Here is a 20,067-nt window from a genome sequence, read left to right as displayed (position 1 = left end):
ATCATGTTCGGAAGACTCAAGGACTGGAGGCGTGTGGCCACCCGATATGACCGGTGCCCGAAGGTCTTCTTTTCGGCCATCGCCCTCGCCGCCCTCGTCATCTACTGGTTATGAATCCTGACCCTAGGCGCCCCGGCGGGCACTGCGGCAATGCGTCCGTGCCTGTGATCCCCGCCGATGGTGCATCCTTCCCCCGATCCGCCGCCACCGGCGGCGCAACACAGGGGCAGGGGCAAAATGATCCAGCATCCGTGGCAGCGGCTGTTGAACGCCGGGCTGGCGCATCCCGTCCGTCACGCCTTGCTGTTGGCGCTGGTCACGGCGCTGACCCTGCTTGCTGCGGTCACGTCCCTGCGGGTCGAGGGTGATGTCGCCCGCGCGATCAAGGGCGTGTCCCCTGCTTTCGCCAGCTACGAACGGCTGGAATCTCTCTTTGGCGCGCCCTCCAAGGATGAGGCACTGCTGGTCACCGCCGATGATTTCGGCGACCCGGACAGCTTTGCCGCGCTGGAGGATCTGGTGCTGAACCTGCAGCTGACAGATGGCGTGCGCGGGGTGCTCAGCATCTTTGTGCTGCCCGATCCCTCGGGCGAAGCGCTCAGTTACCTGTCCCGTCCCGATCAGGCGGCGCTTGGGCCAGCCGAACGCCTCACGGGCCTGCGCGCGGCCTCGCCCCTTGCGGTCAACCTGATGTCACAGGACCGGACCGCGACCCTGTTGCTGATCCTGCCGGATCTGACCGTCTCGCCCGAAATCCGCCTGCAGGCCCTGCAATCGGAATTTTCCTATGCCGATCCCGCGTTGACCGTCCAGTCCGTCAGTCTGGCAGAGCTGCAGCGCGAAATCAGCGCCGCACTGGTCAAGGATCAGCTCTTTGTGACGCCGATTGCCACGCTGCTGTGCATCGGGCTGGCGCTGGTCCTGTTCCGGTCATGGCGCGCCGCGCTGCTATGTGCGCTGCCCGCGCTGATCGGGCTGGGCTGGACCTTTGGCACGCTGGCGCTGCTCGGCATTCCCTTTGACCCGCTGATGAGCATCGTGCCCACCATCGTCCTTGTGCTGGGCATTGCAGATTGCGTGCATGCCTTTCACGCGGTGCAGCGGCACGCGGGTGAAGGCGACATGCGCATGGCGATCCGGCGCGGCCTGCTGGAAACCATGCCCGCCGTGATCCTTGCGGCCCTGACCACGGCGCTGGCCTTTCTCTGCCTGATCTTCGTAGGGTCGCCCACGCTGTCGAACGTGGCCATCGCCGGGCCGATCGGCCTTGGCCTTGCCACGCTGGCGGTCTTCCTCGTCCTGCCGCCCGCCGCTGTCCTGCTGTTCGGCACCGGGCCATTGCGTCCGTTCCGGGCGCTGGAGTTTCGCGCGTTGACCACTGCCGCCTTGGCCACGATGCGGCGTTTCCGGCTGGTGTCCTTGGCGTCGCTGGTGCTCTTGGCGCTGCTTCTGGTGGCGCAGTCGCAAACGGTGATCGGCTACCGCCTGATGGATCACGTCCCCCGAGGCGGAGAGTTCCGCGCCACGCTGGACCGGATGCAACAGGGCCTGCCCGGCAGCGATCAGAGCTTTGTCATCCTTCCGGCACCAGACCCGCAGCCGGGTTTTCAGGAGGCCGACCGCGCCCTGCTGCAACGCGCCGGTCAGGCGCTCTATGGCAGCGACGCCTTTATCCTGCCCGACCGCGAGGGGCCAGGCAGCGACAATGCCATCCTGCGCCGGTTCGAAAGCGCGGACGGCGCCTATTTCGCGGTTCCCGTTATCGGACAGCTGAACTGGACATGGGCGGAGACGTTGGAAGCGGCAGGCCAGACGCGCGCCAAACTGCTGGCCGCCGGACTTCAGGATGCCGAACTTGCGGGTTATTCGATCATGTCCAGCGTCGAACTGCCCGTCGTGATCCGCGAATTGCGATTGTCCTTCTACATCGCCGTGGCGCTGGTGACTGTATTGGCCGCTATCCTGCTTGGCTCCGTCCGGGTCGCGCTGCTGGCGCTGGTGCCCAACCTGCTGCCCATCCTCGGGGTCGAAGCATGGCTGGTGCTCAGCGACCGCCCCCTGACCATCATCGGCGGCATCGCCTTCACCATCGCCTTTGGAATCGCGGTGGATGACACCATCCACCTGTTGAACCGCATCCGCCTTGCCCGTGGCCCGGACAAAAGGATCGACCGCAACGCCATCGAAGAGGCCCTGCGCAGCACCGCCGCGCCCATCGTGACCACCAGCCTTGTCCTGCTGGCCGGGTTCTCCGTCACCATGGTCAGCGCCTTGCCCAGCGTTTCGCTGTTTGGTCAATTGACGGCGGCTGCTATGATGCTGGCATTGATCACCGATCTCTTTCTCTTCCCCAGCCTCCTGCGCTGGGGCGGGCTGGGTGAAAGGACCAGATGATGCGCATTCTGACACTCATGCTTGCCTTGTGCCTGCCCGCCACGGCGCAGGCCGACCTCAGCCTGTCGGACCTTGTCGGAACATGGGCGGGAGAGGGCAGCTATTACGAACGCCCGACCAAGACGCGCATGAAATGCCGCATCAGCTTTGCGGGCGACGACGCGCAGGTGCGCCTGACCGGCAAATGCGGCTCCAGCCTTGGCGCGCATGACCTCTCGCTGGATTTCATCCGCGACGGCAGCAGCAAGGTCATCGTCCGCGCCGCCCCGGGCGCCAAGAATGACGAGTCCAAGATCGAGCGCATGGAGGGGCAGCTGTCGGGCAATTTCCTGATCGCCGAGGGCACGGGCGGCACCGAAACCGCGAAATTCCAGCTGGAAAGCAAGCGCGACGGCTCCATTGTCTTTGTCACCCAACGCGAGGACGGCACATTCTTCGCACAATCCGTGGTCACGCTGCGGCGCCGCTGACCGGCCGAAGTTGCCGTAGGGTCACACCGCTGCAGCATCTGCGAACCACGCCGCCAAGGCCGCAATAACCTGAGCTAGGCTGAACCCGGGGGCAGAGACCGGGGGTTTCGGCAATGCGGATGACGGCAGCGGCACTTGCGCTTGTAGGTTCACAGGCCACTGCGGGCGGATTGGACACCACGGGCCAGCCGATCGCCTTTCTCTTTCAGCAGGGATCGGTGGCCGAACTTGGCTTTGGCATCATCAACGCGGGCATATCGGGCCGCGACGCCATCACCTATGGCGGCAGTCCGACCGGCGACACCGCCCCGAAGATCACCACGCCCTTCCTCAGCTACAAGCAGGACGTCACGGACCGCCTGTCCCTTGGCGTGAGGCTGGAACAGCCCTTCGGGGCAGAGATTTCCTACCCCATCCCCGGCTCCATCGCCTTTGGCGGCACCAAGGCCAGCGCCAAGACCACCAGCCTGACCATGCTGGCCCGGTACAAGCTGTCGGACCGGTTCAGCATCTACGGCGGCCCAAGGATCCAGAGCGCCGAGGCGGACTTTCAACTGACCGGCGTGATCTATGGCCCCTTGTCGGGCTACACGGCCAGCCTGGAGCGCGACACCGGCTTTGGCTACGTGGTGGGCGCGGCCTTTGAGATCCCGGAATACTTCCTGCGCGTCTCGCTGACCTACAGTTCCGCCATCACCCATGATTTCAACACCACGGAATCCTCGATCTTCGGGCGGACCGTGTCGCAGGTCTCTGCCGACACCCCGCAATCCGTGAACCTCCAATTCCAGAGCGGCATCGCCCCCAAGACCTTCATCTTTGGCGGCGCGCGCTGGGCCGAATGGTCCGCGCTGCGGTTCGAACCGCCGGTGCTGGCCGGGGCCTCGCCCGATCCGCTGGTCGATTTCAAGGATACATGGAGCTACGTTCTGGGCGTCGGGCGGCAATTCTCGGACGATTGGAGCGGCACGCTGGCCGTGCTCTATGAACCCTCGACCAATCCGCGCCCGACCCCACTGACCCCGGCGGATGGATTTCGCGGCATCGCCCTTGGCGCGATCTATACCGGCAAACCGCTGGAGATGCATTTCAACGCGGCCTTCACCGAACTGGGTGACACCAAGCCCTTCGTCAACGCGCTGGGCACCACGGTCTCCACGTTCGAGGATAACCGCAGCGTCGCCATCGGGATGAAGGCCGTCTACCGTTTCTGACCGCATTCCGCGCCGTTTGATCCAGACCAATGACGCAGGGCGCCAGCCCGTGCAACGCTCAGGAAGACCTTGGAAGAAAGGGAAATCTGAGTGACACGCCACTTCCGCATCGCCGTCGCCGGGGCCGGACCCGCAGGCAGCACCTGCGCCAATGCCTACCTGCTGAACGGCGGCACCGATCTTGCGCTGCTGGACCGCGCCACCTTTCCAAGGGACAAAAGCTGCGGCGACGGTCTGGGCGCCAGCGTGATCGACGTGCTGGACCGGATCGACCTCGGCCATATCGTGCAGGGGCATCGCCGCATCAGCCGGATGGAGATGCATTTTCACGACCGGATCGACGTGTCCGTCGACACAGCCACGCTGCAGCGGCCCTCGCCGCTTGGCTACGTCGTGCCCCGGCTGGAGTTCGACAACGCCTTGTTTCAGGCCGCCCGCGACCGCGGTGCGGCGGATTTCAGCGGCTGGTCGCTGCTGGATGCAACGCGCCGGGACAAAGACTGGCTCCTCACGCTTGAAAACGAGGAAGACGGCAGGCAGGAGATCACCGCAGAGGTCCTCATCGGCGCAGATGGTCCCCGCTCTCGGGTGCGCCGCGCCTTGCGGGTTCCGTTCGATGACGACGATTACACCGCCATCGCCATCCGCGCCTATATCGACACGCCGCCGTCCGGGATCGGCGTTCAACGGCTCGACATCGTCGAGGGCATGCCGCACCCCGGTTATTGCTGGATGTTCACCGATGGTCAGGGGCGCGCAAATGTCGGGCTGGGGTTCCTTGTCAACGCGTGGAAGGAAAGCCACCCCAACCTCGAAAGCCTTCTCAGGGACTATTGCGCCCGTCTTGGCGATCAGGTCAGCGGAGAGCCCGAAAACATCGCCACCGCGATCCTGCCCACCGGTTTCTGGCGCAGGCAGATCGGCTTTCCCGATGCGCGCGCCGCGCTGATCGGCGATGCCGGGTCGATGATCAATCCCGGCGCGGGAGAGGGGATCTTCTTTGCCATGTACGCAGGGCTGATCCTTGGCGAAGGGCTGGCGCAGCAGGGCGATGCGGCCCCGGTTCTGGCCCGCTTCGACCGCGAGATGAAACAGACCTTCGGCCCGAACTTTCGCGATTCCCGCCGCCTGATGAAGCTGCTCTCGAACCAGAAGATGCTGGAACTGACCATGCGAGACTTCCGCGCCAGTCCGGATTTCTGCTGTGACTTCATAGATTTCCTGATGGGCGTGATGCCACCGGCCAGGACGCGCTCGCTCGCCGGGCTGGCCTTTCGCGCCATCACCTCCCGTTTTCAACGATCCGCCGCCTGAGGAGCCGCCACATGCAGATGCCCGTCCGTGACATGCCTGACGTCTCCACCTCTGTGCGGCATGACCTGTCGCCACGGGCAGAGGCCGACACCGAATGGTGGTACTTGCAGGGCCGGATACAGATCGCGGGGCAGGGCGCGCGCAACCTCATGGTCATGCTGTTGCGGCGGCGTGGGCAGCACCCGCCTCATGCGGACGGCTGGAACCTCCTGGTTTCTGTGATCGACCCCGTCAGCGGCGCGAAGTCGGTCATCAGCCACGCCTGCGGCGCGCTGGTTCGCAACATGGATGCGGAACTGGTCGATACCCTGATCAAGGGCGGGATGCCCGAGGCGCTGGCACAGGCCTACCGCGATGAACTCTCCGCCTACGGGCCGCCCGATCCGGTGCGGGTGTCGTCCGATCCGCTCTCGGTCGGCGGGCAGCGGCTCGACATCGGCTGGGGCCGTTTTGCCTTGCGGCAGGAGGCGGGCGGCGCGGTCACGCTGACGGTGCCCGTGCCGGACAGCGACGGCCTCCTGACCCTGTGGCTGTCGCCCGAACGGCCTTGGCAGCAGGATGAGAACGTCGGCGCGCAGACCGATTTCGGCGCGATGCGCTATGCCCTCTGCACCCGCATGGCGGCCACCGGAGATATCGACGGCGCAATCGTCACCGGCACCGCATGGCTCGATCACCAATGGGGCGGTGACAACTGGTTCCAGCCGGGCGCGCGGGACGGGCAGGTGCTCGGTTGGGAATGGCTGGGCGTCACGCTTGATGACGGGCGCGATCTGCTGATCATCACCGCCCGCGACATGATCAGTGGTGACATCATCGACCGGTCCGCCGCCCTGCTGACCCCCGATGCGCCGCGCCGGATGCTGGACCGGCTGGACACGCGGGCCACAGACCACTGGATCAGCCCCGACACCCACGCGCGCTACCCCATCGGCTGGCAGGTGGACCTGCCCGACATCGCCGCGACACTGACCTTCACCCCCGACACCCCGGACTGCGAGGTGCCCTTCTACGGCATCCTCGGCGCGGTCTGGGAGGGCGGGGGCCGGATCACCGGCCAGATCGACGGCCAACAGGTGCACGGGCGCGGGCATCTGGAACTCTTCGGCCACGCCTCACCCGCCTGTTTCGAGGCGACCAAGGCGCGCTGGATCGACCGGATCGACGCCCATATCGCCCAGCTCCTGCCCAGAACGCCCACCGACGACTGGCTGACCGACACCGCGGGCCCGACGCACCACCGCTATGACACCGCCGCCTTTGGTCCGATGCTGTCTGACCCCTGCTGGGCGCTCATGTCCCGTGGCGGCAAACACTGGCGCGCGATCCTCGCCATCCTGCTCCTGCGCGCCCTCGGCACCGATGTCCCCAGGTACGAGGCGCTGATCACCACCCTGCCCGAAATGCTGCACGCGGGCTCCCTGATGATCGACGACATTCAGGACCATTCCGCCCTGCGCCGCGGCGGCCCCGCCATCCATCACCTCTACGGCCCCGAGATCACCATCAACGCGGCCAACACGCTCTATTTCCTGCCCCTGCGCCAGATCTCGCGCCACCCGCACCTCGACCTTGCCCAACGCGAGACCATCCAGCGCATCGCGCTCGACCTCTTCGTTGCCGCCCACTTTGGTCAGGCTCAGGATCTCTACTCGCAGAACTGGCGCATCAATGACGTCCTCGCCGCCCCCGCCCAACACGCCCAGATGGTCCTGCAGACCTACGCCCTGAAAACCGCCGCCCCCGTGCGCGCGCTGGCCGAAATGATCTGCACCATCGGCCGCAGCACCCCCGCCCTGACCAGCGCCGCGCAGGACTTTGCGCAGGCCGCCGGCACCGCCTACCAGGTCATGGATGACGTCAACAGTTTCTCCGCCACCCGCGACTGGGGCAAGGACACCGGAGAGGACATCCGCGAGGGCCGCCTCACCTACGTCATCCTCCGCGCCCTCGACATGGCCCCCAAACCACAGCGCGCACGCCTCGCCACCCTGATCTCCGGGGACATGACCGATGCCGACCAGCAGGAGGCCTGCGCCCTCGTCACCGCCTCCGGTGCGCTGCACGCCTGCCGGGCAGAGGCGCGCGCCATGATCGACACGCCGTGGCGCGCCCTGTCAAAACACCTGCCGCCCTCGCCCTCCAAGACCATGCTGCGCCTGATGTTCGAACGCCTCTTCATCCCCGCCGACGCGCACCGCAGCTGACAATCCCTAACGCAGCGCACGCTTGGACGCCCCGACCCGCAACAGCCTCCCCACCCGCGCCATACTGCTGCGCGCAAATCCAAGGAGGCATCCATGACCGACACCATCATCGAAATCCCGCTGACCCAGATCAACGCCGACGCGCTCCCCGGGGATCGCAGCATCCCCGACCCGCAGGCCGACTTTGAGCTGATGAATTCCATCATGATCGAAGGCCTGCGCCACCCGATAGAGGTCTACGAGTATTCCCAGCAGGTCCCCGAGGGTCACCGCTACGGTCTGATCTCCGGCTTTCGCCGCCTCGCTGCCTTCAAGGCACTGGACAGGGAAACCGTCCCCGCCGTCCTGCGCACGCCAGAGGACATCCCCAAGGCCGTCGCCGCCATGGTCACCGAGAATGAGATCCGCAGCCAGATCACCCCGTGGGAGAAAGCCCGCCTGATCCTGCAGTGCCTCGACGAAGAGATCTTTGCCACCGCCGATGAGGCCATCAATGCGCTCTTCCGCACCGGCTCACGCCAGAAACGCGCCCGCCTGAGGGGCCTCGTGCCGGTGGTAGAGGCGTTCGACGGCTTCCTCAATGCGCCCGAACGGCTGACCGCCCGCCGTCTCGACCAACTCACCGCCGCGCTGAATGCGGGGTTCGAGGACGCCATGCAGAACGCCCTCGGCGAGTTCCCGCGCAACGCGGCGCCCGAAACCCAGTGGGAGGCGCTCTCCCCGGTGATCCACGAGGCCCTGAACCCGCGCCCCCATGACCCGGCACCAGACACCAAGGGCGACCCCCGCCGCGTCCGCACCATCCGCAACCACCTGACCATTCGCAGGGAGTTGACCCGCACCGGCTGGATCCTGCGGTTTTCGGGCAAGGCGGCCAAGTCGCCGGGCATCATCGACGACGTGATGGACTACGTGGAACAGATGTTTGGCACGCAGGGGTGAGGAAGGCGCTCCCCGCTGCCGTGGGGTGGCGGGGAGGGGGTCGTTTCCTTTTGCTCAATCAGTTCGCATTGCCGTGCCCCGAGTTGAGCCGAGCATTTGAAGCACAGAGAAAATTCGACCATTCGTGAGGTGCCATCTTCATATTTCTCTGAATTCGGTATAAGAAATAGCCATTAATTTGGGAACAGTCATGAAGCTTCGATCGGTAGAGTACGTAGAGAACGAAGGTGCACCGAAAGAGTGGCGATTAAGGCGTGTAGACCTATCGTCCAGAAACCTTATCGTGGGTCAAAATGCGACGGGAAAATCGCGAGCGCTGAGGGTAATTCGTGCAATTGCAGAAATGTTGTGTGGAAAAAGAAAGCCGACCAATGGATCGTGGGTGCTTGAGTTCCTCTCTGACAGCGGCGTTGTAGAATATAAGCTGGATGTGAAGGAAGGGCGTGTGGCGAAAGAGAGGTTGCGCCGAAAATCTGGCAGGACTTGGGTCAAGTTAATTGACCGCGGTGAAGACGGCTCGGGTCGAATTCGCCTGTTTTTGGGAAAAAAGAGAGTGGAGTCGAAATTGGTTGATTTTATGACGCCAAATGGGCAAATTGCTGTTCCGTCGAAGCAAGATCACTTTCAGCACCCATTTTTGATTCCACTTGTGGATTGGGCAAGGGGCACGGTTTACTTGGATCACTCAATTTCCACTGCTAGGGAGTTCGTTGTTCATGTTGATCAAGTCTCGGGTAACGATTCTGATCGGCAAATAGATATGGGGAAGACGGCTGAAGTTTATAGGCAGGGTTGGGAAAACTTTGGAAAGGGTTTCGACGAATCGATCATCGAGGGCATGCGTAAATTGGGCTACAGTATTTCAGAAGTTGGCTTGGAGGAGGCGACTGTTAAGACGTCTGTTCCAATTCCCGGAGTCCTTCTTGGATTGTATGTGCAAGAGGATGGCCTGAATTGCAAGACTGAACACTTGAGCATGTCTGCCGGTATGTATGGTGCACTGTCGGTGATTGTGCATGTCAACTATTGGGTTCGTTCCGGTGAACTTAAATGTTTCATAGTGGATGACACCGGGGACGGGCTGGATTTTTCCCGTAGTGCTGCTCTTGTAAAAATGATATTTGAGAAATCGGATGAGTATAATTTTCAATGCATAGTTGCCAGCAATGATCGCTTCGTGATGAATGCGGTCCCTATTGACGATTGGACTATTCTCCAGCGCAACGGTCATACGGTTGACGCTCTGAACTCAAAGAACTCAAAGGAAATATTTGAGGATTTTCGCTTAACTGGCTTGAGTAATTTTGACCTTTTGGCCTCTGGCTTCCTTTCGAATTCTGGTTATTAATTGCTAAAATGAAAAAACTGGGAATATTTGTTGAGGGGCAAACGGAGGCGATTTTTTCAGAGTTCTTGGTTATGCACCTCGCTGACGGAATTTGTGCCGATATTGATGTGAGACGCTTCTTTGGAGGTCGTAGGTTTAATAGAATGGAGTTGTCAGCGCATATCATACGTTGTGGTGGCGGAGGGGAGCCAACGCATTATATTCTTATTAGAAACTGCGGCACTGACGGTCGAGTCGTTTCAGATATTAATGAGCAGTGTGGTGGTTTAAAGGATGGCGGGTTTCAGAAAATTATTGGCCTTCGTGATGTTCGTCCTATCAATCGAGACAAGATCTCCCGCTTGAGGTCTGGTATTCATGGAAGTTTGCACAGTTTGGAGGGTTTTCATATTTCCGTTCATCTGGCGGTTATGGAGATTGAAGCCTGGATGATGGCGGAAAACACGCATTTTCAAAGGCTGAATGAGGGTTTGACTGAGCAGAGGATAGAGGATGAGGTCGGGTTCTTTCCTCAACCAAATAATGTTTCTGAAAGGGACGATGCATCGGGTGACCTCAGAAGTATTTACTCTATTGTTGATGAAGTTTACGATAAGACCGAACCGTCGGTCCGGCGCACTCACGGCCTTCTGTCTTTTGAAAGAATTTGCCAAGAAGTATCTGACGATATCGATGACTTGAAGGATTTTATTGATCAAATCCGCTCATTTTTTGAGTGAGGTTGGGGTTTTTTTAAATTTAGTTGTTCAGGGTCGACTTTTCTGATTCAAGCTTCCCTTCCTTATAGGGTGGGGAATTCTCCCGTCATTCCTGATAATCTGTGGAGCTGCGCAAGGATTCAACTTGGATCCTCATAAACAAAAGTTTTTAAAGTTCTTAGTTCTCCAAAGGGTTTGAACTGTTTTGTACTTTGCATCTCGCAAATGTTGCAAAAGATTTCTTCCAGTCTAATTCGACAATACTTTCAGCACTTCACCGCTCGCGCGGAGGCCTGAACCCTAACAAATCGTAAAATCGTCCCTGTAACCCCTTGATTCTACATTCCCCCTAAGCTGTCCACGCGTGGACACGAAAAAAGGCGGGGTCTCCCCCGCCTTTTGTCCCGAGCTTTCACGTCTGCAAAATCAGTGGACCACGGCATCGTCCGGTTTGGGCCGGTTCGTGGCCCCCACCCGGTCCCCGATCAACAGCCCGTCCGAGCCCGCCGACACGGCCACCACATCGCTGTCCGAAATGTCGCCAGCCAGCAACATCTCCGCCAGAGGGTTCTGCAGCGCCCGCTGGATCACCCTCTTCAGGGGCCGCGCGCCAAAGACCGGATCATAGCCCTCATCGGCCAGCCATTTCTTTGCCGCTTCGTCCAGCTCCAGCCGGATCTTCCGCGCCGCCAACCGCTTGAGCAGCCGCGCCAGCTGAATGTCCACGATGCCCGACATATCCTCCCGCTGCAGGCGGTCGAAGATGATCGTCTCATCAAGACGGTTCAGGAACTCCGGCCGGAAATGCGCCCGCACCGCGTCCATCACGTCGCGCCGTGCCTGGCTCGAATCCGCCCCCTCGGGCAATTGGCTCAGCGCCTGCGACCCAAGGTTCGACGTCAGGATGATCAGCGTCTGCTTGAAGTCCACAGTCCGCCCCTGCCCATCGGTCAGCACGCCATCGTCCAGCACCTGCAAGAGCACGTTGAACACGTCCGGATGCGCCTTCTCGACCTCATCGAACAGCACGACCTGATAGGGACGCCGCCGCACCGCTTCGGTCAGCACGCCGCCCTCATCATAACCGACATAGCCCGGAGGCGCGCCGATCAGACGGGCAACCGCGTGTTTCTCCATGAACTCGGACATGTCGATGCGAACCATCGCGCTGTCGTCGTCAAAGAGGAACTCCGCCACCGCCTTGGTGAGCTCGGTCTTACCCACGCCGGTCGGGCCAAGGAACAGGAACGAGCCCAGCGGCCGGTTCTCATCGTTCAGCCCGGCCCGCGCCCGACGGACGGCATTCGCCACCGCCGTGACGGCCTGCGACTGACCGATGACCCGCTTGTGCAGCTCATCTTCCATCCGCAGCAGCTTTTCCCGGTCGCCTTCCAGCATCTTCGAGGTCGGGATGCCGGTCCAGCGTTCCACGACGCTGGCGATATGCTCGGGCAGCACCGCTTCTTCGACCATGACGTCGTCGTCCTCGGTCTCCGCCTCGCCCAGCTTGCGCTCCAGTTCCGGGATGCGTCCGTACTGCAGCTCACCGGCCTTGGCAAAGTTGCCGTCGCGCTTGGCCGTCTCCAGCTCGGCGCGCAGGTGGTCCAGCTCTTCCTTGATGTCGCGGGCCGAGGCCAGCTTGTCCCGCTCCGCCTGCCAGCGCGCGGTCATCTCCGCCGATTGCTGTTGCAGCTCAGACAGATCCTTTTCCAGCTTGGCGAGCCGGTCCTTGGACGCCTGATCGTCCTCCATCCGCAGCGCTTCGACCTCGATCTGCTTTTGCAGGATGTCGCGGTCCAGCGCGTCCAACTCCTCGGGTTTGGAGTCCACTTCCATCCGCAGACGGCTGGCTGCCTCGTCCATCAGGTCGATGGCCTTGTCCGGCAGGAACCGGTCGGTGATATAGCGGTGCGACAGCGTCGCCGAAGTCACAAGGGCAGAGTCCGAGATCCGCACGCCGTGGTGCAGCTCGTACTTTTCCTTGATGCCGCGCAGGATCGAAATCGTGTCCTCGACGGTCGGTTCCTCGACCATGACCGGCTGGAAACGCCGCGCAAGGGCCGCGTCTTTCTCAACGTGCTTGCGGTACTCGTCCAGCGTGGTCGCGCCCACACAGTGCAGCTCACCCCGCGCCAGCGCCGGTTTCAGCAGGTTGGAGGCGTCCATCGCCCCGTCCGCCTTGCCCGCGCCAACCAGCGTGTGCATCTCGTCGATGAACAGGATGATCTCACCGGCGGCAGAGGTCACTTCGGACAGGATCGACTTCAGGCGCTCCTCGAACTCACCGCGATATTTCGCACCAGCGATCAGAGCGCCCATGTCCAGCGCCAGCAGGCGCTTGTTCTTGATCGACTCGGGCACGTCGCCATTCACGATCCGCAGGGCAAGGCCCTCGGCAATCGCGGTCTTACCCACGCCGGGTTCACCGATCAGCACCGGGTTGTTCTTGGTCCGGCGGCTGAGCACCTGCATGGTGCGGCGGATTTCTTCGTCCCGGCCGATGATCGGGTCGATCTTGCCCTCGCGGGCGCGTTCGGTCAGGTCCAGCGCGTATTTCTTCAGTGCCTCGTAGCTGTCTTCGGCATTCGCCGTATCCGCCGTACGCCCCTTGCGCACATCGTTGATGGCCTCGTTCAGCTTTTGCGGGGTCACATTGCCCGCTTCCAGCGCCTCTTTGGCGGGGCTGCGGACAAGCGCGAGGGCCGTCAGCATGCGTTCGACCGGCACATAGCTGTCGCCTGCCTTGTCGGCCAGCTTTTCGGCTTCGTCCAGCACCTTGCCGGTGGTCGAGTCCAGATAGACCTGCCCGGCGTCGCCGGTGACCTTTGGGATCTTGGCCAGCTTGGTGTCCAGCACCTGAACCACCCGCTGCGGCTCACCGCCTGCGGCGGAAATCAGGTTGGATGCCATGCCCTGATCATCGTCCATAAGGGCCTTGAGCAGGTGTTCGGGGGCCAGTTTCTGATGGCTCTCCCGCATGGCGATCGTCTGCGCCGCCTGAATGAAGCCGCGCGCGCGCTCAGTGAACTTCTCCAAGTTCATGTCTCACTCCTTCCAACAAGCGCCCCTTTGAAATCCCCCGTGCCTGCCAGCGCAGCACACGGGTCTTCGGGGCCTCAGAGCAAAGATGGCGGTCCGCGCAGCCGGGTTCAAGAGCGCCGCGTGGCAAAAGTGCAACGCATTGCGCAGGCTGCCGGGATATCTGGGCCGTTCGCAGCTTGCTATGGTGAGGGGGCATTGTCCGAGGTCCCGATGAAACAGCTTTTCCCGTCCCTGCCCACAGAGCCGAAACTGGCCGACGTCTTCCAGCGCTTTCCGGCAGCGGTCCGTCCCCTGCTGGAACTCAACGAGGCCGTGATGCGCGGCGAGAGTGACCTGACCGTGGCCGAAAGAGAATTGATCGCGGCCTATGTGTCCAGCCTCAACGCCTGCCAGTTCTGTCTGGATGCCCATGCGGTCTTTGCCCGCGCCCACGGGATTGCGCCGGATCTGATCGCCGCCCTGCTGGAGGATCTGGAGGGCGCCGCGATCGATGACCGGCTGCGTCCGATCCTTCGCTACGTCCGCAAGCTGACGCTGTCGCCCGCGCAGATGATCGAGGCGGACGCCCGTGCGGTCTATGAAGCGGGGTGGCGGGAAGAGGCGCTGTTTGACGTCGTTCAGGTCTGTGCGGTCTTCAGTCTGATGAACCGGATCGTCGAGGGGGCAGGGGTGCTGCCCCTGGCCGATAGCGGCGGGGATGATCCGTCGGACCTGCCCCGGATGGACAGCTATATCGATTTCGGCAGGCGGATCGGGGTGATCTGAGGGGGTAGACCCGTCGAACCCTTGACGGGAGGCCGCCGGGCTTTCATTGACCCCGGAACAATCACAGGAGAGCCCCCATGTCCGATGACCGCCTGATCGTTGCCCTTGACGTGCCCAATGTGATCGCCGGGCTGGACCTGGTGGACAAGCTTGGGGACGCGGTCAATTTCTACAAGATCGGGCTGGGGATGCTGACCGGCGGCGGGCTGGCGCTTGCCAATGAGTTGAAGGGCGAGCACGGCAAGCGGATCTTCCTTGACCTCAAGCTGTTCGACATCGGTGCGACGATCGAGGCAGCGGTGCGGGGCGTGGCGCAGTTCGATCTGGATTTCCTGACCGTGCATGGCGACCCCTACGTGGTGCGCGCGGCCAAGGAGGGCGCGGCGGGATCGCAGACCAAGATCCTGGCGGTGACGATCCTGACCTCGCTGGATCGCGACGATCTGGACGGGGCGTTGATCAAGGATGGAGACATCCCGGGATTGGTCACGGAACGGGCCGGGCGGGCGTTTGAGGCCGGGGCCGACGGGGTGATCTGTTCGCCCAATGAAGCCGCGCTGATCCGGGCGCTGCCCGAGGCGGAAGGGCGGCTGATCGTGACGCCGGGCGTGCGGCCGGCCGGGGCGGATGTGGGCGATCAGAAACGGATCGCGACCCCGGCGCAGGCGATCCGGGACGGGGCCGATCATATAGTGGTGGGCCGCCCGATCCATCGCGCCGACGACCCCCGCGCTGCGGCGCAGGCGATTCTGGGAGAGATGGCCTCTCCGCAGGCTCAGCGGGCGAACCGCAGCCGGTGAGGTGATCCGGCCCCCGGCCATGTCCACGCGTGGACAGGTTAGGGGGAATGCAGGATCAAGGGGTTACAGGCGCGGTTTTACCCTTGTTTTACCTTCGGGCCTGCGGGGCAGGGACCGCGCGCCATGTTTGCGCGTCCCTCAGGCAGATGTGCCGATGGGCCTGCGACCCGGGGGGAGTGGACCTGCGCGGCGGGTCTTTTATGCTGTCACGCGCAGACCGGAGAGGCGCGTGACACAGACCAAGGACAAGATACCGCTGTTCGTGATGGGGCTGATGGCGCTGTTCTTTGCGCTGTTGATCGCGATGGTCTACGCCAATGCCGCGAGCAACGCGCGGTTCGAAAAGGACGGGATCGAGACCACGGCGGTCTTTGTCTCTGGCCGGACGCAGCGCACCAACAATCAGCCCGACAAGCCGGTGCGCTTTCGCCATTTCGCCACGGTCCGGTTCGAGGCGGGGCGGGACCTGATGACGGTCGAGGCGCAGGTGTCCAGCGACTACCTGCGCAAGCATGAACCGGGCGCGCGGGTGTCGATCCGCTATCTGCCGGACAATCCGCAAAAGGTGCTGATCGACCCGCTGTTTGCCAGCCGCCAGACCGGGTTGGCGTGGATGTTCCTGATCTTCTTCGCCGGGTGCCTGATTGTGCCGGTGGTGATGCGCTGGCGCAAACGGCGGCGCGGAGAGGTCGCGGCGCCAAAGCCGCGCCCGCGGACCAAGGCGGGGCCGCTGCCGCGCTGGGTGCGGGTGATATCGGTTGTCCTGATGATCTGCGCGCTGGGGTCGTTCTTTACCCTGTCGGTCTGGCTGCGCTACGCGGTGGAGGCCGCGACCCTGCCGCATATCGGCTGGGTGAGCCTGCCGCTGGCGATGGCGTCAATGCTGGTGCCGCCTGTGGGGTTCGGACTGGCGAATTTGGCGTTGATCTGGTTTGCGCAGCGGTATCGGCGGGTGGCGGGGTGAACCCCGCCCTACGGAGTGCGGAGCCGGGCGTGCGACGGACCGGCGGGGAGGCGAGCCGTTTATAGGCGGCGCACCTTTGGTGCGACGGGGAGGCTGGACGAGCCTGCCCTTGGCGATGGCGTCAATGCTGATGCCGCCGGTGGGGTTCGGCTTGGCGAATTTGGCGTTGATCTGGGGTGTGCAGAGGTATCGGCAGGAGGCGGGGTGAACCCCGCCCTACGGGGCGCGGAGCCGGGCGCGCGACTGACCGGCGGGGAGGCGCTGCGAGGCTCGAGGGGGCAGTTTATCCCGCTTCTCCCGTAGGTGTTTTCAGGGGGGGCGGTGTGGCTTGACAAAGCGCCTGCCCGGTGGGGCCGGGTCGTGCCGGAGGCACGCCTTTGGCGTGACCGCTCGCCCGGCGGGCCTGCGGCCCTTGTTCCGGGCTGGAGGCACGGTGGATCGGGTGGCGGGGTAAACCCCGCCCTACGGCACCTGATCGCCGTCAGACGATTGCCGGGGCTCCGCCCGTTCGCGCCTCAATCGCTCCACCGGAGCGATTGCCGCTTTGCGGATCGGCGCTTACCCCTGTAGCGACTTCACCACCAACTCCCCCTCTTCCCGCGCCTTCATGGCCAGGGCTGCGGCATGGGCGCCAGCGGCGGTCGTGTAGTAAGGGATCTTGTCATAGAGCGCGACCGAGCGGATTTCGCGGCTGTCTTCGACGGCCGCAGCACCTTCGGTGGTGTTCATCACCAGCTGGATGCCGCCATCCTTCATCAGGTCGACCACGTTCGGGCGGCCTTCGTAGACCTTTTTCACCAGCTTGCAGGCGATGTCATGCGCTGCAAGGAACGAAGCCGTGCCTGCCGTCGCCACGATGGTAAAGCCGAGGTCAACGAGGATGCGGGCGCATTCGATCAGCTGCTGCGTCTTGTCCTCATCCTTGATCGAGAAGAAGACGGTGCCTTCGGTCGGCAGGTGGGTGCCTGCGCCCAACTGCGCCTTGAGGAAGGCGCGGGCAAAGGATTTGTCCCAGCCCATGACCTCTCCGGTGGAGCGCATTTCCGGGCCAAGGATGGTGTCGACACCGGGGAAGCGGGCGAAGGGCAGCACCGCCTCTTTCACGCTGAACCACGGCATGTTGGGATCGGCCAGCGTCATCGGATCCGCCATCGGCACATCGGTGTCGTAGTCGATGCTGGAGCCGTAGGCTTCGCGCTTGGGGAAGTTGGACAGCGGCTCTCCGGCCATGACGCGGGCGGCGATGGAGGCGATGGCGCTGTCGGTCGCCTTGGCCACGAAGGGCACGGTGCGGCTGGCGCGGGGGTTCACCTCGATCAGGTAAACCTCGCCGTTCTTGATCGCGAATTGCACGTTCATCAGACCGACGACGTTCAACGCCTTGGCCAGCGCGTGTGCCTGCCGTTCGATTTCGGCCAGGATCTCGGCGTCCAGCGAGTAGGGCGGCAGCGAACAGGCGCTGTCACCCGAGTGGACGCCGGCCTCTTCGATGTGCTGCATGATGCCGGCGACGTGCACTTCGTTGCCGTCACAGATCGCGTCGACGTCCAGTTCGACCGCGCCGGAGAGGTAGCTGTCCAGCAGCACCGGGCTGTCGCCCGACACCACAACGGCCTCTTTGATGTAGCGGCGCAGGTGATCCATGTCGCGGACGATTTCCATCGCGCGGCCGCCCAGAACGTATGAGGGGCGGATCACCAACGGAAAGCCGATGTCGTCAGCGATTTCCAGCGCCTGCGCGTCGGTGGCGGCAATGCCGTTCTTGGGCTGCTTCAGGCCCAGTTCGTTGACCAGCGCCTGAAACCGCTCGCGGTCCTCGGCGAGGTCGATGGCGTCGGGCGTGGTGCCGAGGATCGGGATGCCCTCTGCGTGCAGGGCATTGGCCAGCTTCAGCGGGGTCTGGCCGCCGAACTGCACGATGACGCCGTGCAGGGTGCCGTTTTCCAGCTCGACCCGCAGGATTTCCATGACGTGTTCAAAGGTCAGCGGCTCAAAGTACAACCGGTCCGAGGTGTCGTAGTCGGTGCTGACGGTCTCGGGGTTGCAGTTGACCATGATGGTCTCATAGCCCGCCTCTGTCAGGGCAAAGCAGGCGTGGCAGCAGCAATAGTCGAATTCGATCCCCTGGCCGATGCGGTTGGGGCCGCCACCGAGAATGACGACCTTCTTGCGGTCGCTCGGGCGGGCCTCGCATTCCACCTCGCCCATCATGGGCTCTTCGTAGGTGGAGTACATGTAGGGGGTTTGCGCCTCGAACTCGGCGGCGCAGGTGTCGATGCGCTTGAAGACGGCGGTGACGCCCTGCGCGTGGCGGCGGCTGCGCACGTCCTTTTCGGAGAAGCCGGTCAGCTTGGCGAGGCGGGCGTCGGTAAAGCCCATCATCTTGAGCGCACGCATGCCGTCCGCGTCCTGCGGCAGGCCGTTTTCGCGGATCTTGGCCTCGGCCTCGACGATCTCGCGGATGCGGGCAAGGAACCACGGATCGAACATGGTGGTGCCGTGGATTTCGTCATCAGTCAGGCCGTGGCGCATGGCCTGCGCGATGGTGCGCATGCGGTCCGGGGTCTGTTCGGAGATCGCCTTGATCACGGCGGCCTTGTCCGGCGCGCCGGGGATTTCGACCTCATCGAAACCGGTGAGGCCCGATTCCATCGAGGCCAGCGCCTTTTGCAGCGATTCGTGGATGGTGCGGCCGATGGCCATCGCCTCACCCACGGATTTCATCGCGGTGGTGAGGTAGGGTTCCGACCCGGGGAATTTTTCGAAGGCGAATTTCGGGATCTTGGTGACGACATAGTCGATGGTCGGCTCAAAGCTGGCCGGCGTGACCTTGGTGATGTCGTTGTCCAACTCATCCAGCGTGTAGCCGACGGCCAGCTTGGCGGCGATCTTGGCGATGGGGAAGCCGGTGGCCTTGGAGGCCAGCGCGGAGGAGCGGGAGACGCGCGGGTTCATCTCGATCACGACCATGCGGCCGTTTTCGGGGTTCACCGCCCATTGCACGTTGGAACCGCCGGTTTCGACGCCGATCTCACGCAGGACGGCGATGCTGCCGTTGCGCATGATCTGGTATTCCTTGTCGGTCAGCGTCAGTGCGGGGGCCACGGTGATCGAATCGCCGGTGTGGACGCCCATCGGGTCGACGTTTTCGATGGCGCAGACGATGATCGCGTTGTCCGCCTTGTCGCGGACGACCTCCATCTCGAACTCTTTCCAGCCCAGAAGCGATTCATCCACGAGGATCTGGCCCACGGGCGAGGCATCCATGCCCGAACGGCAGAAGTGGATGTAATCCTCGCGGTTGTAGGCCACGCCGCCGCCGGTGCCGCCAAGGGTAAAGGCGGGGCGGATGATGGCGGGAAGGCCGACGTATTCCAGCGTTTCCAGCGCCTTGGCAACGCCTGCATCCAGATCGAACTTGCCCTTGGCGTTCTTGGGCGCGGTGACGATGGTGGCCTTGGGGTTCTCAAGGCCGATGCGGTCCATCGCCTCGCGGAAGAGTTTGCGGTCTTCGGCCATTTCGATGGCGTCGCGCTTGGCCCCGATCATCTCGACGCCGAACTTTTCCAGCACGCCCATTTCCTCGAGCGCGAGCGAGGTGTTCAGGCCGGTCTGGCCGCCCATGGTGGGCAGAAGCGCGTCGGGGCGTTCCTTTTCGATGATCTTGGCGACAACCTCGGGGGTGATCGGCTCGATGTAGGTGGCGTCGGCAAGGCCCGGATCGGTCATGATCGTGGCCGGGTTCGAGTTCACGAGGATGACCCTGTAACCCTCTTCGCGCAGTGCCTTGCAGGCCTGAGCGCCGGAGTAATCGAATTCGCAGGCTTGCCCGATGACGATGGGCCCCGCTCCGATGATCATGATGGATTGGATATCGGTACGTTTGGGCATCGTCAGCTCCGTCTCTGC

At 63.1% G+C, this 20,067-nt stretch carries 12 protein-coding genes and 2 pseudogenes; 12 read left to right on the top strand and 2 right to left on the bottom strand.

The features are described 5' to 3' along the window. The 9 genes and pseudogenes from ACTXGA_RS23305 to ACTXGA_RS23265 all read left to right on the top strand — a co-directional run. Window positions 1–114: pseudogene (locus ACTXGA_RS23305) on the top strand (IS5/IS1182 family transposase); the annotation flags it as partial. 123 nt (window positions 115–237) lie between these two features. Continuing rightward, the gene (locus tag ACTXGA_RS23300; RefSeq protein WP_443397118.1) at window positions 238–2,394 is read left to right on the top strand and encodes an efflux RND transporter permease subunit; all 2,157 of its coding nucleotides are present in this window, start codon (window positions 238–240) and stop codon (window positions 2,392–2,394) included. After that, on the top strand, window positions 2,391–2,864 hold the full coding sequence (locus ACTXGA_RS23295) for a hypothetical protein (protein WP_443397117.1): 474 nt from the start codon (window positions 2,391–2,393) through the stop codon (window positions 2,862–2,864). Before ACTXGA_RS23300 ends, ACTXGA_RS23295 begins: the two co-directional genes overlap by 4 nt. Before the next feature lie 113 nt (window positions 2,865–2,977). Beyond that, window positions 2,978–4,078, top strand: coding sequence for an OmpP1/FadL family transporter (locus ACTXGA_RS23290; RefSeq protein WP_443397116.1), 1,101 nt, complete (start codon window positions 2,978–2,980; stop codon window positions 4,076–4,078). 90 nt (window positions 4,079–4,168) lie between these two features. After that, entirely contained in the window at window positions 4,169–5,392 is a 1,224-nt protein-coding gene (locus tag ACTXGA_RS23285) for an NAD(P)/FAD-dependent oxidoreductase (protein ID WP_443397115.1), read from the top strand. An 11-nt stretch (window positions 5,393–5,403) separates the two neighbouring features. Beyond that, the gene (locus ACTXGA_RS23280; RefSeq protein ID WP_443397114.1) at window positions 5,404–7,599 is read left to right on the top strand and encodes a polyprenyl synthetase family protein; all 2,196 of its coding nucleotides are present in this window, start codon (window positions 5,404–5,406) and stop codon (window positions 7,597–7,599) included. Window positions 7,600–7,689: 90 nt separating this feature from the next. After that, window positions 7,690–8,541, top strand: a pseudogene (locus ACTXGA_RS23275) (ParB/RepB/Spo0J family partition protein); the annotation flags it as partial. A gap of 190 nt (window positions 8,542–8,731) precedes the next feature. Next, entirely contained in the window at window positions 8,732–9,889 is a 1,158-nt protein-coding gene (locus ACTXGA_RS23270; RefSeq protein WP_443397112.1) for an AAA family ATPase, read from the top strand. An 8-nt stretch (window positions 9,890–9,897) separates the two neighbouring features. After that, on the top strand, window positions 9,898–10,608 hold the full coding sequence (locus tag ACTXGA_RS23265) for a hypothetical protein (protein WP_443397111.1): 711 nt from the start codon (window positions 9,898–9,900) through the stop codon (window positions 10,606–10,608). A gap of 405 nt (window positions 10,609–11,013) precedes the next feature. On the opposite strand, the gene clpB is transcribed toward ACTXGA_RS23265, so the two are convergent. Next, window positions 11,014–13,629 carry an ATP-dependent chaperone ClpB gene (gene clpB, locus ACTXGA_RS23260; protein ID WP_443397110.1) on the bottom strand — a complete coding sequence of 872 codons (2,616 nt, stop codon included), beginning with the start codon at window positions 13,627–13,629 and terminating at the stop codon, window positions 11,014–11,016. A 210-nt stretch (window positions 13,630–13,839) separates the two neighbouring features. Between clpB and ACTXGA_RS23255 the strand changes: the two genes are divergently transcribed. The 3 genes from ACTXGA_RS23255 to ACTXGA_RS23245 all read left to right on the top strand — a co-directional run bounded on the left by ACTXGA_RS23255 (window position 13,840) and on the right by ACTXGA_RS23245 (window position 16,158). Next, window positions 13,840–14,394, top strand: coding sequence for a carboxymuconolactone decarboxylase family protein (locus tag ACTXGA_RS23255; protein WP_443397109.1), 555 nt, complete (start codon window positions 13,840–13,842; stop codon window positions 14,392–14,394). A 77-nt stretch (window positions 14,395–14,471) separates the two neighbouring features. Further along, window positions 14,472–15,194 carry an orotidine-5'-phosphate decarboxylase gene (gene pyrF, locus ACTXGA_RS23250; RefSeq protein WP_443397108.1) on the top strand — a complete coding sequence of 241 codons (723 nt, stop codon included), beginning with the start codon at window positions 14,472–14,474 and terminating at the stop codon, window positions 15,192–15,194. A gap of 229 nt (window positions 15,195–15,423) precedes the next feature. After that, window positions 15,424–16,158 (top strand): DUF3592 domain-containing protein, encoded by a 735-nt coding sequence (locus ACTXGA_RS23245; protein ID WP_443397107.1) that lies wholly within the window; start codon window positions 15,424–15,426, stop codon window positions 16,156–16,158. Window positions 16,159–16,716: 558 nt separating this feature from the next. Here ACTXGA_RS23245 and carB read toward each other — a convergent pair. Continuing rightward, window positions 16,717–20,049: a carbamoyl-phosphate synthase large subunit gene (gene carB / locus ACTXGA_RS23240; protein WP_443397106.1), complete on the bottom strand. Its 3,333-nt coding sequence runs from the start codon at window positions 20,047–20,049 to the stop codon at window positions 16,717–16,719. Window positions 20,050–20,067: the final 18 nt, after the last annotated feature.

The organism is Antarctobacter jejuensis (genome assembly GCF_052266595.1).
Taxonomy (GTDB): Bacteria; Pseudomonadota; Alphaproteobacteria; order Rhodobacterales; family Rhodobacteraceae; genus Antarctobacter; species Antarctobacter jejuensis.
This window is presented reverse-complemented; position numbering and strand designations above follow the sequence as displayed.

Excerpts from the sequence above, each read along its gene's own strand:
- ACTXGA_RS23300 (WP_443397118.1), top strand. The coding sequence starts at position 238 with ATGATCCAGCATCCGTGGCAGCGGCTGTTGAACGCCGGGCTGGCGCAT.
- clpB (WP_443397110.1), bottom strand. The coding sequence starts at position 13,629 with ATGAACTTGGAGAAGTTCACTGAGCGCGCGCGCGGCTTCATTCAGGCG.
- ACTXGA_RS23255 (WP_443397109.1), top strand. The coding sequence starts at position 13,840 with ATGAAACAGCTTTTCCCGTCCCTGCCCACAGAGCCGAAACTGGCCGAC.
- ACTXGA_RS23280 (WP_443397114.1), top strand. The coding sequence starts at position 5,404 with ATGCAGATGCCCGTCCGTGACATGCCTGACGTCTCCACCTCTGTGCGG.
- pyrF (WP_443397108.1), top strand. The coding sequence starts at position 14,472 with ATGTCCGATGACCGCCTGATCGTTGCCCTTGACGTGCCCAATGTGATC.
- ACTXGA_RS23290 (WP_443397116.1), top strand. The coding sequence starts at position 2,978 with ATGCGGATGACGGCAGCGGCACTTGCGCTTGTAGGTTCACAGGCCACT.
- ACTXGA_RS23270 (WP_443397112.1), top strand. The coding sequence starts at position 8,732 with ATGAAGCTTCGATCGGTAGAGTACGTAGAGAACGAAGGTGCACCGAAA.
- carB (WP_443397106.1), bottom strand. The coding sequence starts at position 20,049 with ATGCCCAAACGTACCGATATCCAATCCATCATGATCATCGGAGCGGGG.
- ACTXGA_RS23295 (WP_443397117.1), top strand. The coding sequence starts at position 2,391 with ATGATGCGCATTCTGACACTCATGCTTGCCTTGTGCCTGCCCGCCACG.
- ACTXGA_RS23265 (WP_443397111.1), top strand. The coding sequence starts at position 9,898 with ATGAAAAAACTGGGAATATTTGTTGAGGGGCAAACGGAGGCGATTTTT.